Source organism: Streptosporangium amethystogenes, from assembly GCF_000721075.1.
In the GTDB taxonomy this organism is placed as follows: Bacteria; Actinomycetota; Actinomycetes; order Streptosporangiales; family Streptosporangiaceae; genus Streptosporangium; species Streptosporangium amethystogenes.
Genome location: NZ_JOEQ01000010.1, coordinates 146978 through 162371 on the forward strand (window position 1 = coordinate 146978; position 15394 = coordinate 162371).

Consider the following 15394-nt stretch of genomic DNA (forward strand, 5'->3'; position numbering starts at 1 on the left):
CACAGAGACGGACCGCGGCCTTGGAGATCGCCGCTCGACCTCCTGGCACCGCCGGTCCCGCTGATGGGCGAGAATGATCCCCGTGACCGGCGTATACGTGCTCAACGGCCCGAACCTGAACCTGCTCGGCACCCGCAGACCCGAGGTCTACGGCACCATGACGCTGCCGGACGTCGAGGAACTGTGCCGCGAGGAGGCCACCCGGCTCGGCCTGGACCTTCTCTTCCGTCAGTCCAACCACGAGGGCCGGCTGATCGACTGGATCCACGAGGCCGGGGCGCGGGTCAAGACCGGTGAGGTCATCGGCGCGGTCTTCAACCCCGGGGCCTACACCCACACCTCGATCGCCCTGCACGACGCCATCGAGGGCACCGAACTCCCCGTCGTCGAGGTGCACATCTCCAACGTGCACCGCCGCGAGTCCTTCCGCCACCACTCGTACATCTCCCCCGTCGCGCGCGGCACCATCGTCGGCCTCGGCGTGGACGGCTACCGCCTCGCCATCGACGCCCTGCACAGGATGTCCCTGGGGTGACCCTCATACTCCCTGCAGGAGACCAGAGCGGTTCTTGAACACTCGCAGGACAGTGGCTTGACCGGCGTTGATCGTGATCGCGATAGTCGTTTCATGACATACGGGGAGACCGACGAGCTGTCCTTCGGCGGGGAACGAGAGCCACGGCTGCGGACCTGGGTCGCCGCGCATCGGCGGTTGCTCGCGATCACGGTGGCGGTGGCCGTCGTAGTGGCGGGACTCGGCACCGGCGGGTGGTATCTCCACCGGCGGTCGTTGCTGCCTTCCCCGCCGCCGGACGGGGCGTTACCGCCCGCGGTCGGTTTCGGCGTCCTGCCCTGCCTGGAGAAAAGCACGTTCTGCGAGGAGGGTCCGCTCGAACAAACGGCCGCGCTTGTTCGTGGGATCCCCGAGGTGGCATCGTCCAGAGTGATCACGTACGAGGAGATCCTGGCGCGAGCCGGCAGGATCCTGCCCACCGGGGAGGAGCAGCCAGAGCAGGTCTGGCCTCCCCAGATCGAAGGCAGGTTGCGCCGTACGGAGGACTACGAGGCGGTCAGCCGGCAGCTCGTCGGAAAACCCGGGGTCCGGGGTGTGTACCGGTTCAGTGAGAATTTCTGGAAGGGCAAGGCCGATCTCCAGGTGAACCTGTGCGGGAACGTTCGCGTCCTCGCGGCGTGCCTGAACGGCGCCGCCACCGCCGCGCAACGTGACGCGGTCGTGGTGCGCCTGCGGGAGCAGGACGGGGTGGAGGAGGTGTTCTTCCAGGACCAGGCCTTCGCGCTGTGGTTGAGCAGGCACTATCCGCCTGAGACGTACCGGACGACCAACGACGTCTCCGAGCAGCTCTACGCGCGCCTGGACGATCCGGCCAGAGCCGAGGCGGTGGGCCGGGCGGTGCTCGGGATGCCCGGCGTCGAGTCGGCGAACATGGTCAGGTGAGCGGACAAGGCCGGGTGGCAGGTGCGGGCCGGACCGGCGAGCGAGGTCAGCTGACGGGGGTGGGGCCCCTCTGCTTACCCCCGCTACCTTGCGACTCACCGTAGCCCTGACCTGGCAGCCAGAGAGCCGAAGCGGGACTGCTTGTTTCACAGAACCCCAAAAACAGTGTCAGTAGTGAACAAGGGGGACAAGAGGTTACTTTTTCCCGGGAATACCTCAAGGCGTGATCAATGTCCCGGAGTGCAGTGTTGTGGTGATTACCTATAACGATGCCGCGCGGCTGCCCAGGGCCGTGCGGTCGGTGCTCCGGCAGTCGCTGCGCAACGTCGAGGTGATCATCGCCGACGACGCGAGCACCGACGAGACGGAGCAGGTCGCCCGGGAACTGCAGCGCAAGGACGCTCGGGTCCGCTACCTGCGTGGGAAGGTCAACAGCGGGGGGTGCGGGACCCCGCGGAACCGGGGCGTGGCGGCCGCACGGGCGCCGTACCTGATGTTCCTGGACAGCGACGACGAGCTGACCCGGCATGCCTGCAAGAGCATGCTGCTGGAGATCGAGCGGACCGGCGCCGACTTCGTCACCGGGCAGATCGCCCGGCTGTACGAGAAGAGCGGGAAGACCGCGCGCTACTACCCGGCCCTGTTCGCCAGACGCCGGACCGTCGAGGGGATCGCCGAAGAGCCGGAGATGTTCCTCGACTCCTTCAGCACCAACAAGCTCTACCGGGCCGAGTTGCTGCGGCGGTTGCCGTTCCCCGAGGACATGCATTACGAGGACCACGTCTTCAGCACCGCCCTGTACTGCGCGGCGCGGCGGTTCGCCGTGGTTCCGTGGGTGGTCTACCTCTGGCACCGGGCCTCGGCGGAGAGCGACGCGCGGCTGTCGATCTCGCTGAGCCTGACCGACATGTCCAACGTCCGCTCCAGGATCAGGGCGGCCCGGCTGAGCGACGACATCCTGCGCGACAACGGCCTCGGTGATCTGGTGCACGAGCGGCAGCGCCGGTTCCTCCGCCAGGACCTGCGGGTCTACCTCAACCCGCTGCCCATGCGGGACCTCACGTGGGTCGAGGAGTTCGTCTCGGTGGTCCGCCCCTACCTGTCCGAACTCGACCCGGCGGTGTTCGAGACGATCGACCCGCTCATCCGGGTCTGCTGTAGTTTCATCCTCGCCGGCCGGCCTGACGAGCTCATGGTGGCCGCCGCTTCGCTGAACGGACCGAAGGCACCACCGCGCGTCGCCCTGCGCGAAGAGGGGCGCACCTACTGGGGAACGGTCCCCGACGAGATGCGGGAGATCACCTCGCTCCGGATGGCCGAACTGCCCTACAGCGCCTCCAGGTTGCGCCACGAGGCGGTCGTCACCGGCCAGGGCACCGTGATCAGGCTGGTGATCAGGACGTACGACCCTTTCGGGGTGCTCGCCGCCACCCCGGGCTGGGCCGCGTTCCTGCGCATCGGGAAGCACCGGGTACGGCTGGCACCGCGCGAGCAGGACGACGGCGGTCTGCTGAGCGAGGCGACGGTCGACCTCGCCACGCTCAGCCCCGGCCACCTGGGCTTCGACGGGCGCCACGAGCCGGTGGTGGAGATCGTCAACCCCGACGGGAGGGTCACCACCGACCAGCTGCTGGTCGATTCGTCCAGCCCGCCGTTCGTCGTCGTCGTCCCGTGGCACGAGGTCACCGTCGGCGCGGAGGGGATCGCCGCGGTCCTGCGGTTGCGCTGGCGCCGCCGGGGAGCGCTCAGGCAACTGGCCCGGGTGGGGCGGTTCGGCCGCAGGCTGCTGCGCAGGGTGGACGGCCCCGAGCTGAAGCTCCGCGTCTACAAGGGGCTGATCTCCGTACTGCCGCCCCGCCGGGACCTTGCCCTGTTCGAGTCCGACGTCGGCGCCGGGTACACCGGGAACCCGCGCTACATCTACGAGGAGCTCAGACGGCGGGGCACGCCGTTGCGGATGGTCTGGTCGGCGGCCGGGACCGCGCACGGCTTTCCTCCCGACGTCAGGCTGGTACGGCGGATGAGTTGGCGGCACATCTGGACCATGGCCAGGGCGGGCTACTGGATCGACAGCCACGGCATGCCGCTGGCCTATCCCAAGCCGCCGCGCACGCGCTACCTGCAGACCTGGCATGGCCAGGGCATCAAGTCGGTCGGCTTCGACTCGCCCGACCTGCGCGCCGACTTCGACGGGCCGAGGGCGACCTGGCGGGCCGCGGTGGAGCGCTGGGACGCGCTGGTCTCGCCCAGCGCCGAGTTCGAGCGGGTGTTCGTGCCCTCCAACGGCTACCGGGGACGACTGCTGCGCCACGGCTCGCCCCGCTGCGACGTGCTCGTGCACGGTGACCGGGAGGCGGCCAGACGGGCGAGGGAGCGGCTGGAGATCCCACACTGGTCCAGGGTGCTGCTGTACGCCCCCACCTACCGCGACCGGGCCAAGGGGTCCGGCGAGTCGGTCAGGGCCGACCTGTCCGCGATGGCCGAGGCCCTGGCCGGCGACTGGACCGTGGTCCTGCGCACCCACCCGGTCGAGCGGTTCGAGGTGCCCGAGCAGCTGCGCCACTTCGTCCGTGAGGCCGGATCGTACCCCGAGGTCAACGACCTGATACTGCTCTCGGACGCGCTGCTGACCGACTACTCGTCGCTGATGTGCGACTACGCGATCACCGGGCGGCCGATGCTGTTCCTGATCGACGACTGGGACGAGTACCGCAGGGTGGAACGCGGGGTCTACCACGACCTGCCCGCGATCGCCCCCGGCCCCTGCCTGACCACCACCGAGGAGCTGATCGAGGCGCTGCGCGACCTCGACGGCGTGACCGCCTCCTTCGCCGCCAGGTACATCGCGTTCCGCAGGCTGTGGTGCGCGGAGGAGAAGGGCCACGCCTCGGCGAAGGTGGTGGACGCCTTCTTCGAGCCCCCCTCGGTCCGGATCCCCGCACAGACTCCCCGGGAGTGGCGCGCTCCGGCCGGACTGGGACATCTGTCGGGGGTGCGGCGGCCGATCCAGCCGCCCCGGTGGTCGGGGTGAGCGGCGGGCACGCGGGAGCGGTCGTGTTCGCCTGCGTGGACGCCGACACCCTGGGCGGCATCCAGCGGGTCACCCACACCGTGGCCCAGGGCCTGGCCGAGCGGGGCCGCGAGGTGCACGTGATCGGACTGCACCGCGCCAGGAGCCCGTTTCGCCACGTGGAGCGGCCGCGTTACACCAGTCACGTGATCCACCGCACTCCGGTGAGCACGCTGTCACCGCTGGGCCGGCGCCGCGAGCACCGGGAGCTCGGCAGGCTGCTGCACGAGGTGGGGCCGGGGTTCGCCGTGCTCTCCTCGCCCAGCGTGGTCACCCGGATCAGGGCCCTGTTGCCCGAGCGGCTGCTGCCGATCGGGCAGTACCACGGGTCGTACGAGCACGCGCGGGGCTCCTGGCACCTCGACTCGGTCCGCGACCACTACGGCACCCTGGAGAAGGCGGTCTTCCTCAGCGAGCGGGACGCGTGGCTCTTCGCCGAGCACGCGCTGCTGCCCAACACCTGGTCCATCCCGAACCCGCTGTCCGTCTGGCCGTCGGGGACCGCCGAGCTGACCGCCCGCCGGGTGCTCGGGGTCGGCAGGCTGGAGGGCGTGAAGCGGTTCGACCGGCTGATCTCGGCCTTCGCCCAGGCCTGTGGCCGTTCCGTTCCCGGTGAGCCCGAGTTGCGGGCGGACCTCGCCGAGGCCCGTCGCGAGGTGGGCGAGGGCTGGGAGCTGCACCTGATCGGCGAGGGGGGCGAGCGGCAGCGGCTCACCTCGCACGCCGCGGAATGCGAGGTGAGCGACCGGGTGGTCTTCCGCGGCACGGTGCCCGCGCCCCTGATGGGCGAGGAGTATCTGGGCGGATCGGTGCTGGCGCTGGCCAGCGAGCACGAGGGGCTGCCGCTGGTGATCGGTGAGGCGGCGTCCTACGGGGTGCCCTCGGTGGCGTTCGACGTGTCGGGCGGGCTCAGGTCACTCGTACTGGACGGGGAGACCGGGGTGCTGGTGCCCCCGGCCGACGTGACCGCGCTCGCCGCCGCGCTGGCCGAGCTGATGGCCTCGGCCGAGGAGCGGCGGCGGCTGGGGGCCGCCGCCCGCGCTCATGTCGAGGCGTTCCGGCCCGATCGCGTGCTGGATCGGTGGGAGGCCCTATTCGAGCAGGTCACCCGGTGACCGCCACCGGCTCGTTGCGCGGCATCGGCACTCCCGCCAGCACGATCTGGGCGGAGGTGAGCCGCGCTCCCAGCGGGTTCGGCTCGCGGAGCCGCATCAGCCGGTCGAAGGTGATCCGCTTGACCCGGGCCAGCTTCCGCTTGGCCGCGGTCCGCTCGTAGCAGACCAGCCGGGAGGTCTCGACCCTCGGCGCCCCGCTGAGCTCGTACCCGTAGGTCTCCAGGCGGTCGCCAAGTACGCTCTCGCAGAGCGAGACCTCGCCGGGGTCGAGCCGCTCGTGCCAGGAACCGGTCCGCGCGGTGGTCACCTCGCCGTAGGTGCGCGCGTGCCAGGTCTTTCTGGCGGGTACGGCGATGCCGGCCACCGCGGCCGGGTCGCACATGGCCGGGTGGAAGTCCTCGCCGAGGAACTCGCACAACCTGCGCAGGTGAGCCTCCGGCTCGGCGGTCAGGTCCTCGTAGCGCAGCTCGTGGTAGCTGCCCTCGGGAAGCCTCGGCGCGCCGTGCCTGGCGAAGTCGATCGCCTCGGCCCAGGCGGAGACCGCGCTGTAGACGCTCCCGTTGTACCAGGGCATCTCCTTCAGCGACGCCACGCAGTCGCGGCCGTCCCTGACCAGGTGCACGAACTGGGCGTCGGGAAAGAGCCGGAGCAGCACGTCGGTGTACTGGAAGTACGAGGGCCGCTTGTCACCCCAGCGCGGCTTGCCGTGCCTGGTCGCGTAGGCGCGCAGCACGATGCCCAGCGCGGAGCCGAGCGTCGGCGGCCCGTCGACGATCTGCCCGAGCACCTCGTCGCGGTCCAGGTGCAGCTCGTGGAAACGCGTCTGGTGCCGGTCGACCACCCACTCGGCCAGCTCGCGCCGGTGCTCCGCGTCGTTGAGGTCGCCGAACTGGAGCCGCCGCTGGTAGGTGGAGACCATGAACCGGGTCTCCGGCGGGATGGCGACGCGCGGGTGGGCGTGCAGCATCAGCTGCAGCATCGTCGTCCCCGAGCGGGGACAGCCCAGGATGAAGATCGGGCGGTCGGGCTTCACGTCAGACCTTCGCCAGCTCGCCGAGTTGCCGGCTGGTGAGCCTCGCGGCCACCGGGCTCGGCTCGCGGAACCGGTTGACGCGGTCGCGGAACTCCTTGCGCCTGCGCGCCCAGCGTCGTTTGGCGGCGGCCTTCTCGCACGCCTGAATGTGGGCCTTGCCCGCCTTGGGCGCGCCGCTCAGCTCGTAGCCGTTGGCGGTCAGCCGCTCGGCCAGGACCGTCTCGCAGACCGAGATCTCCCAGGGCTCCAGCCTGGCCTTCCACGAACCCGCCCTGGCGGTCGTGACATCGCCGTGGGTGTTGCTGTGCCAGACCTTGTGCTGCGGGATCGCCACTCTGGCGACGTGGTACGGCTCGGACATCGCCGGGTCGTAGTCCTCACCGAGGAACTCGCAGAGCTTGCTCAGCTCGGTCTCCGGATAGGCGGTCAGGTCCTCGTAGCGCAGCTCGTAGTAGCTGTCGGCGGGGAGTTTTTTGGCGTGGTGGCGGCCGTAGTCGATCGCCTCGCTCCAGTTGACCACCGCGTGGAAGACGTCCTTGGTGTACCAGGGCATCTCCTTCAGCGACGCCACGCAGTCGCGGCCGTCCCTGATCAGGTGCACGAACTGGGCGTCGGGGAAGAGCCTGGTCAACAGGTCCACGTGGTGGTAGTAGCTGGGCCGCTTGTCACCCCAGCGGCTCTTGCCGTACTGCTCGGCGTACGAGCGGAAGGTGATGCCCATCGCCGAGCCCAGCGTCGGCGGCCCCGCGACGATGTCGTCGATCAGCCTGTCCCCGTCGAGCTTGAGCTCCTTGAACTTGGTGTCCTTGTCGCTCACGATCCACCGGCCGACCCTGCGCCGGTTCCGTTCCTCACGCAGGTCCCCGAAGGAGAACCTGCGGTAGTAGCCGGGCACCACGAACCGTGTCTCCGGGGGCACCGCGATACGTGGATGCGAGTGCAGCATCAGCTGCAACATGGTGGTGCCTGAACGTGGACAACCGATCACGAAGATCGGGCGGTCGGACTGCATGACAACGAACCCCCGTAAAGCTTGGTCAAACAGATACGCGCGGCACCTTCTCCACCAGCGGCGCGGCGGGCACCACCCGGGAGAAGAGCCACATTCGATAGATCAGGAAGACCTCGTTCAGCAGAAGCAGCGCCCCGGAGGCGACCGCGAGGGGCACCAGGGCGACCCTCCCGACCAGCGGGGCGACCACGAACACCGCGGCGTGGAACTCGATGCCGCTGATCAGATGGCTCCGCACCCGGTAACGGGCCAGCAGGCGGCCGAACCTGCGAGGCAGCTTCGGCCGTTTGCCGCCCCGCGACCTCGGCCTCCGTTCCTCGAAGGGGACGATCCGCATCGGCTCGCGGGGCGTGATGGCCTCGCGGGGCATGACGACCTCGACGGGCCTGACGTGCCCGGCGTGTCCGGCGGCCACCACGGCCTCCGCGGGCCTGACGTGTCCCGGGGCCACCACGGACTCGACGGCCGCCAGGCGGCCGAGCCGGTTCTCCTTGACCACCTCGCGCACGCGCTTCATCTGCGGCGCGTTCACGTAACGGAACAGGTCGAGCACCGCCACCCCCGCGCCGAGCAGGATGTAGGCGACCTCCCCCGTCACCGCGTACTGCCCGGACGCCAGTCCCGCGGCGCAGCAGACCACCCTGATCCGGTCGCCCACGTAGTCGAGCCAGAGTCCGAACGCGGTGCCCGTCCCCTTGAGCCGGGCGATCTTCCCGTCCATGCAGTCGACCATGAAGCTCAGGTAGAACAGCGCTGCCCCCGGCACCAGCCGTCCGGCCGCGAAGCAGATCGCCGAGCACATCCCGAGAATCAGGGAGAAGCGAGTGAGCCCGTTGGGGGTGATGGACGTGTGGTTGGCGACGAGCAGGGTGAGCCTGCACGCCACCGGATCAACCAGGAAAACGGTCCACCAGGAGTCTTTTCGTTTCCGGGTCGCGTGGACGTCGTCCAACGAATAGGCCCTCATGCCTTCCAGCATGGCCACGCCACGTCTCTTGTCATCTACGCTCTGTAACTACTAGAAGATCTCCATGCCACTTCTTGACCGGCCCGCGCCACATCGATCGGCGGCTTTGGAGGCACGAAGGGCCGGAGAGGGATTCCCCGGCCCTTCGCCGTGCCCACCGCCTCCCGGCGCCGTCCTCGCGCCGGGCAGCCGTATCGACCACACGGGACCGGGCCGGGCCCGGGTGCGCTGTCGCAACCGGCTCCGGCCGGACCTGAACGGAGCCAGGGCCGACGACCCCAAGAAATCCTCAACTAGGACGCAAGTCGCTCTAAGGATCATGAATTTCCTCTACCGGCACATGGAGGAACCTCATGATCAGAAAAACGGCGACGCTGTTGAGCGCGCTACTGCTCGGCGGTCTGCTGAGCGCCGCTCCCGCCCAGGCGGACACGCCCCCCGCCGGGCCGCCCACACTGTCAGCGCCGGGAGCGCCGGCCGAGGACGGGACGTCGGCACAGAGCGCCGGCGACCTCGCACCGGCCAACCTGAACATCCGCTACATGCTGACGAAGCTCTTCCGCGGCACCTGCGACGGCTCCTTCCCGCTGACGGCCGAGGCGATGATCATGTCGGACGTCGACACCGACGTCGAGTACCGGATCGTCGTCGACGGCCAGCCGAGTCCGACCAGGACGCAGCGGGTCAGAGCCGGGGTCAGAAACTACCTCAGCGACTTCTGGTACAACACCTCGATGGGCCCCGGCAGCGGCCGGGTGCGCATCGAGGTGCTGAACCACAACATGCCGTTCAAGGAGGAGGCCTACAGCTGGAAGTGCATGCTGCCCACGACGGACCCCGTACGCATCGGCGAGATCTCACCGACGGCCTACTACGGCGACTGCGCCGAGGCGCCGTACCTGACCGCGTACGGCGCCTTCGAGGCACGGCCCGGCGTGGTGATCACCTATCGCTGGAGCATCGACGGGGTGCAGACGCCCTCCAACACGCTCGTCGTGCCGTCGAACGGGGTCCTCGAAGTGCAGGCCCCCTACTGGTGGCGGGAACCGAAGCAGAGCGGGAGCATCGGGCTGGAGGTGCTGAACCACCAGGTGAACAAGCTCTCGGCGACCTACCCCGTCACGTGCCGGAGCTAGGCGGTGATCCGCTTCTGACCGGCGCGGGCGTCGCGGCACTCGCCGGGTACATCGAAGCCGGGCCGCGCAAGCACGGCTTCACCGTCGACCTCCCGCAGAGCCCGGTGACGACGGCGGATCGGCCGGCCTGATAGTGCGCTAGTGGAAGATCCGGTCCACCGCCCGCGCCGCCGCGCCGCCGTCCTCCAGCGGGCAGAACCTGGTGGTGAAGGCGTCGTACAGCCTCAGGTACTTGGTGCGCACCTCGTCGATGTCCCGCACGGCTTCCACCACCTCCTCGGTCGTGCGCAGCAGCGGGCCCGGGGCCTCGGCCTCGAAGTCGAAGTTGAAGCCGCGCACCTCGTCGCGGTAGCGCTCCAGGTCGTAGGTGTAGAACAGCATCGGCTTGCCGGTCACCGCGAAGTCGAACATCGCCGACGAGTAGTCCGTGATCAGCATGTCCGCGACCAGGTAAAGCTCCTGGATATCCGGATATATCGAGACATCGAGGACGAAGTCCCTGCCGGCCCGGGGGACCCTGTCGGTGACGCTCGGGTGCTTGCGGATCATGAGCACATGGTCGTCACCGAGTTCCTCGGACATCCGCTGCAGATCCAGGCGCAGGTCCAGCCGGTAGCGTCCCCTGCTGTAGAACTTGTCGTCGCGCCACGTCGGGGCGTACAGGATCACCTTTCTGCCCTCGGGCAGGCCGAGCCGCTCCCGGATCTGCGCGGCCCGCTCCCGGATCTCCACGGCTCCGCCACGGCGGAGCAGGTCGGCCCGGGGAGAGCCGATCTCCAGGATCTCCCCCTCGAAGCGCAGGGCACTGTCCAGGACCGAGGTGCACCAGGGGCTCGGCGAGATCAGATGGCTCCACCTGGCGACGGTCCTGGCCAGCCGCTCGTGATGGTCGGGCCTGGCGAACAGCACCTTCTCGATGTCGAAGCCGACGCGCTTCAGCGGGGTGCCGCGCCAGGTCTGCAGCACCCTCTGGTCCGGCCTGCGCTCGAACCAGGAGGGCAGGTGGCTGTTGGTGACGACGTACCGGCAGCGGGCCAGCGCATCGTAGAACTCCCGCCCGTACCGCCGGATCGGTGCCACCCCCTCGGGCAGCTCCACCTGCCCGTCCCTGACCACCCACATGAACTCCAGGTCGGCGCCCCGCCGCACCAGCTCCTCGTAGATCGCCTTCGGGCTGTCGGAGAACTGCCTGCCGTCGTAGCTGTCGAAGAGGACGGCGGGCCGCAGCGCCTCCTGGCACTTGGCCGGATAGAAGTCCTCGCGCAGCAGCCGCTGCTGCTTCGGCCGGCCTGAGGCGCGCAGGTCGTCACTCACCGTGAAGACCGCCTCGGAGGTCAGGTCGGTGTCGAAGGTGAACGTCCGGGTGGCGGAGACGTGCTCCAGCGGCGCGGACAGCCGGAACTCCACCCGCATGTCACCCGCGTCGGTACGGATCGCGAAACCGTGGGTGCCCGCCGGCAGCGGCAGCCGGCCGCCGAGCGTGGCGGTCCCCTCGGGCGTCACCGTGGCGCTGCCGCCGACGATCGGGAAGAGCCGCTCGTTGAACCGGTTGCGCGAGGTGAGGACCAGCCACGCCTGGCCGTCGATGGGGCGCATCGCGGCCCCGGTCAGCGCCAGGTGCCCCCGCTCGGTCCACTCCACCCGCTCCACGTAGAACGTCGGCCGCTGCTCGCGCAGCACCAGCCCGCCCGTCCGTGACCTGTCGAGCACCACATCCCGGCCACGGAGCCGGTGCAGGCCGCGCTCCACGTCGCGCTCGACGATCAGCGGCCGGGCCTCGCCCTGTTCCGGGACGATCTCGAAGTGCCATTCGGCCCCGGGGTTGAGCGCGCTCATCTCCAGGCTCGCCGGGTCCAAGCCGGGCCAGCGCTCGGACAGCACCTCGTCGAGGTCGATCACCACCTCGAAGGTGCCGTCCGAGATGGCCATCGGGTAGCGCCGGTCACGGCCGCCCTGCGGCCGGGTCAGCCGCAGCACCGGTGCGGCGCCGAGGTCGTCGCCGCACCGGCCGGTGACCCGCAGCCTGCCCTCGGCCACCCGGTGGCCGGTGACCCGGCCGCCGGGCCGCTCCACCCTGAGCCTGAACTCCTCGGCCGGCGTCCACTCCGTCCACGCCACGCTCCCCGACTCGTCCTCGGTGAGCTCCAGCCGCCGCGCGGCCGGGCTCGGCTGGGCCAGCCTGCCTCTCCGCAGCAGGCCCCGGGACAGTACGCGCAGGTCGACGTGCCAGGACGAACCGGCGGGGAGCCCTGCCGGGTCGACGGCCAGCCGGAACCCGCACCAGTCCTTGCGCCTGCGCGGGCCCGTGTCCACCAGTGACAGACCACGTTTGACCGTGACCGGGAGCCGGATCCTGCGCCCGGCCCCCTCCGGAACCAGCCAGGCGAAGACGTGCTGCTGGATCCGCCGGCGGGGACGCAGGTAGCGCAGCGAGATCCTGCCCTCGACGACCAGCCTGTCATCCTTCCAGTCCAGGCTGTCCACCCGCTGCCGCAGGTCGAGCTCCTCGCGCATCCGGGTGGCGGACCGCTCGACGGGTACCGGGCTGTTGAGGTGGTACCCGCGGATGCCTCCGCCGCCGACCCGGACCGTCGGCTTGACCGTCCTGTCCCACTCCAGCAGCTGGACCAGGTCGTCCATCCGGCGCTGTCGTACCAGAGCCCACTTCGCCCGGCGCTGCGCGGGGATGCGCGAGAGGACCTTCGGCCCCGCCTGGTCGAGGTAGGCACAGGCCAGGTCGAGGAAGCGCTGCTGGAACTCCTCGCCCGCCTGGTCGAGCACCTGCAGGAAGTTCGGCAGGTCGCTGTCGAGGACCATCCGGTCCCATGCGGGCAGGTGCTCGGCCCTGCCGGTGTCGATCAGGAAGCGGCGTACGGAGTTGACCGCGGCGAACCGGTCCTCGATCCCCTTGACGTGCCCCCGGTTCTGGGTGATCGAGACGCTCTCCCCCTCCCGCTCCCGCCACAGGTAGACCGGGGTGGAGAGCACGTCCACCGCCCCGGCCAGGAAGTGCGCGGGCAGGGAGACCGCGATGTCCTCCCAGAGCACCCCCTCGGGAAAGCTCAGCCCGTGCTCGTCCCAGAAGGAGCGGCGCCAGAGCTTGTTCGTGACCAGCCGGTCCTTGAGCAGGATCTCGTCACGGGTCACGTGGGTTCGCCGGGCGGAGTTGGCGAAGATCGTCTTGTGCATCGCCGACTGGCGCACCCCCTGCCCGCTGAAACGCAGCACGTTGCCGGTGGCAAGATCGGAACCGCTCTCCTGAAGAGAGCACACCATCGTCTCGATCGCCGTCAGCGGGAGCATGTCGTCGCTGTCGACAAAGGCGAGGAACTCGCCGGTGGCGTGCCTTATGCCGGTGTTGCGCGCGGTGCCCAGGCCCGCGTTCTCCTGCCGGATCAGCCGGAACCGCGCGTCACGCGCGGCGAACGCCTCGGCGATCTCCGCGCTGGAGTCGGGAGAACCGTCGTCCACCATGACGACCTCGATGTCACTCCAGGTCTGCGCGACCAACGACTCCAGGCACGCCTCAAGGTACGGTTCCACGTCGTAGATGGGCACGATGATGCTCACTGGGGCCACGATCGGTCCTCCGGTAGTCGAAAGCTCACAGTCCGGTCCGTCCGCGCGAACACCGGACACGCCACGCAGGTGAAGATCCACTCATCGTGGAAGACGTCCCGGGTGCCCGCCGGCACGACCCGGCGGCCATGCGCGCGAGGTGGACGTCACGTCAGCAGCATGGCTCCGCGGCCGATGGGGCGTGCCCAAAATATGACCGCGATGGACTGAGCAGACCGAGACTTGACCATCCCTCGCACCCGGCGGGCCCCCGCCTGCGGCCCGCGGTGCGGCAACGCCTTCACCATGCCCTGGTCAAGGCTGGGAATGCACACGTCCTAGTAAGTCGTAATGACCCATCGGTCCCCCCGGACCGTCCGACACCATCGGGTGACCGAGACGGGCGAGATCGCAGGAAACGGCATTCGCGGGGGGAAGCGCATGGACTCAACAGTCGTCGTGGGAGCGGGACCCGCCGGGCTCACCGCGGCCTACGAGCTGGCCCGGCGAGGACACCCGTGCGAGGTCTTCGAAGCCGACCGGGTGGTCGGCGGGATCAGCCGGACCGAGGAACGCGACGGCTGGCGCTTCGACATCGGCGGACACCGCTTCTTCACGAAGGTGTCGCGGGTGACGGACTTCTGGAACGAGATCCTCGGTGAGGAGGACTTCCTGCTCCGCCCGAGGATGAGCCGCATCCACTACGGGGGCCGTTTCTACGACTACCCGCTCAGGGCCTCCAACGCCCTGCGCAATCTCGGTGTCCTCGAATCCGCGCGATGTGTCGGATCCTACGTCTGGGCCCGGATCAGGCCGCCTGCGGACCAGTCCACCTTCGAGGGCTGGGTCACGGCCAGATTCGGCAGCCGGCTCTACGGGATCTTCTTCAAGACCTACACCGAGAAGGTGTGGGGCGTTCCCGCGGAGAGCATCCAGGCCGACTGGGCCGCGCAGCGGATCAGGAACCTCTCCCTGGGCAGGGCGATCGCCGGCGCGCTGCTGCCCGGCAGGAACAGCAAGGAGGTCACCAGCCTCATCGAGGAGTTCCGCTACCCCAAGCTGGGGCCGGGCATGATGTGGGAGGCCTGCGCCGACCGGGTCCGCGAGCGGGGTTCCACGGTGCGCCTCGGCACCCGGGTCGAGCGCGTCCGCCGCCACCGGGGCCGGCTGGCCCTCACCGTCCGCACGGGTGAGGGCGAGGGCACCACCCGCGAGGTGTACTGCGACAACCTCATCTCCTCGATGCCGCTCAGCGCCCTGATCCACGCGCTCGGGCCCGACGTGCCGGACATCGTCGCCGAGGCGGCCGCGGCGCTGAGGTATCGCGACTTCCTCACCGTCGCGCTGGTCGTCCCCGAGCGGTTCTCCTTCCCCGACAACTGGATCTACATCCACTCCCCCGAGGTACGGCTCGGCCGGGTGCAGAACTACGGTTCCTGGTCGCCGTACCTGGTGCGGGCCGGACGGACCTGCCTCGGCCTGGAGTACTTCGTCAACGAGGGCGACGACCTGTGGCGGATGCCCGACGACGACCTCGTCGCGTTCGGCACCCGGGAGCTGGAGCACCTGGGCCTGGTCACCCCCGGTGAGGTCCAGCGGGGCTACGTGGTGCGGATGCCGAAGGCCTACCCGGTCTACGACGCCGGCTACGTCCACAACGTGGAGGTGCTCAGGAAGTACCTCGACGTGGAGTGGCCGCGGATCCACCCGGTCGGCCGCAACGGCATGCACCGGTACAACAACCAGGACCACTCCATGCTCACCGCGATGCTGACCGTGGAGAACCTCGTCGACGGCGCCAGGCACGACGTCTGGGAGGTCAACGTCGACGCGGAGTACCACGAGGAGCGCGCGGGCCACCGGACCACCAGGGGCACCGGCCGCGACGCCCCCGTCCTCCCCTGCCCGACGGCCCCCTGACCTGAAGGCCGCTCATCCACCACCCGTCATCGACGGACGCCGACAGACACCGGCGGAACACCGAAACCGGCAATCCCATGACGCCTTGCCCGGCCGCTGCAGGCCGTTGCGGGTCAAGGCTCTCCTC

The 15394-nt window shown here is 69.6% G+C and carries 11 protein-coding genes; 7 read left to right on the plus strand and 4 right to left on the minus strand.

Going from position 1 to position 15394, the window contains the following annotated elements:
• Positions 1-73: 73 nt before the first annotated feature.
• The 4 genes from aroQ (at position 74) to IG98_RS0116660 (ending at position 5641) form a co-directional block, all read left to right on the plus strand.
• Entirely contained in the window at positions 74-535 is a 462-nt protein-coding gene (aroQ, locus tag IG98_RS0116645; protein ID WP_030912673.1) for a type II 3-dehydroquinate dehydratase, read from the plus strand.
• Between the two features lie 93 nt (positions 536-628).
• On the plus strand, positions 629-1456 hold the full coding sequence (locus tag IG98_RS0116650; RefSeq protein WP_030912676.1) for a hypothetical protein: 828 nt from the start codon (positions 629-631) through the stop codon (positions 1454-1456).
• A 223-nt stretch (positions 1457-1679) separates the two neighbouring features.
• The gene (locus IG98_RS0116655) at positions 1680-4487 is read left to right on the plus strand and encodes a bifunctional glycosyltransferase/CDP-glycerol:glycerophosphate glycerophosphotransferase (RefSeq protein WP_084195403.1); all 2808 of its coding nucleotides are present in this window, start codon (positions 1680-1682) and stop codon (positions 4485-4487) included.
• The gene (locus tag IG98_RS0116660; protein WP_051752263.1) at positions 4484-5641 is read left to right on the plus strand and encodes a glycosyltransferase; all 1158 of its coding nucleotides are present in this window, start codon (positions 4484-4486) and stop codon (positions 5639-5641) included. Before IG98_RS0116655 ends, IG98_RS0116660 begins: the two co-directional genes overlap by 4 nt.
• Here IG98_RS0116660 and IG98_RS0116665 read toward each other — a convergent pair.
• Genes IG98_RS0116665 through IG98_RS0116675 form a run of 3 tightly spaced genes read right to left on the minus strand, consistent with a single transcriptional unit; the run spans position 5631 to position 8653 of the window.
• A complete protein-coding gene (locus IG98_RS0116665; protein ID WP_030912682.1) occupies positions 5631-6674 on the minus strand; it encodes a sulfotransferase family protein in 1044 nt (347 codons plus the stop codon). The genes IG98_RS0116660 and IG98_RS0116665 overlap by 11 nt on opposite strands.
• Before the next feature lies 1 nt (position 6675).
• On the minus strand, positions 6676-7686 hold the full coding sequence (locus tag IG98_RS0116670) for a sulfotransferase family protein (RefSeq protein WP_030912683.1): 1011 nt from the start codon (positions 7684-7686) through the stop codon (positions 6676-6678).
• Between the two features lie 25 nt (positions 7687-7711).
• Entirely contained in the window at positions 7712-8653 is a 942-nt protein-coding gene (locus IG98_RS0116675; RefSeq protein WP_030912684.1) for a CDP-alcohol phosphatidyltransferase family protein, read from the minus strand.
• 353 nt (positions 8654-9006) lie between these two features.
• Between IG98_RS0116675 and IG98_RS0116680 the strand changes: the two genes are divergently transcribed.
• Together IG98_RS0116680 and IG98_RS50565 are read left to right on the plus strand one after the other, a co-directional pair.
• Positions 9007-9789, plus strand: a complete 783-nt coding sequence (locus tag IG98_RS0116680; protein ID WP_030912686.1) for a hypothetical protein — start codon at positions 9007-9009, stop codon at positions 9787-9789.
• Entirely contained in the window at positions 9777-9920 is a 144-nt protein-coding gene (locus tag IG98_RS50565) for a hypothetical protein (RefSeq protein WP_157594365.1), read from the plus strand. The genes IG98_RS0116680 and IG98_RS50565 overlap by 13 nt, the downstream gene beginning before the upstream one ends.
• Before the next feature lie 7 nt (positions 9921-9927).
• Here IG98_RS50565 and IG98_RS0116690 read toward each other — a convergent pair whose 3' ends face one another.
• Positions 9928-13359 carry a bifunctional glycosyltransferase/CDP-glycerol:glycerophosphate glycerophosphotransferase gene (locus tag IG98_RS0116690; RefSeq protein WP_051752226.1) on the minus strand — a complete coding sequence of 1144 codons (3432 nt, stop codon included), beginning with the start codon at positions 13357-13359 and terminating at the stop codon, positions 9928-9930.
• A 429-nt stretch (positions 13360-13788) separates the two neighbouring features.
• Between IG98_RS0116690 and IG98_RS0116695 the strand changes: the two genes are divergently transcribed.
• Complete coding sequence (locus IG98_RS0116695; protein WP_030912694.1) at positions 13789-15267, plus strand: NAD(P)/FAD-dependent oxidoreductase; 1479 nt, start codon at positions 13789-13791, stop codon at positions 15265-15267.
• The last annotated feature ends 127 nt before the right edge of the window (positions 15268-15394 follow it).

Excerpts from the sequence above, each read along its gene's own strand:
- aroQ (WP_030912673.1), top strand. The coding sequence starts at position 74 with ATGATCCCCGTGACCGGCGTATACGTGCTCAACGGCCCGAACCTGAAC.
- IG98_RS0116650 (WP_030912676.1), top strand. The coding sequence starts at position 629 with ATGACATACGGGGAGACCGACGAGCTGTCCTTCGGCGGGGAACGAGAG.
- IG98_RS0116670 (WP_030912683.1), bottom strand. The coding sequence starts at position 7,686 with ATGCAGTCCGACCGCCCGATCTTCGTGATCGGTTGTCCACGTTCAGGC.
- IG98_RS0116675 (WP_030912684.1), bottom strand. The coding sequence starts at position 8,653 with ATGAGGGCCTATTCGTTGGACGACGTCCACGCGACCCGGAAACGAAAA.
- IG98_RS0116680 (WP_030912686.1), top strand. The coding sequence starts at position 9,007 with ATGATCAGAAAAACGGCGACGCTGTTGAGCGCGCTACTGCTCGGCGGT.
- IG98_RS0116695 (WP_030912694.1), top strand. The coding sequence starts at position 13,789 with ATGGACTCAACAGTCGTCGTGGGAGCGGGACCCGCCGGGCTCACCGCG.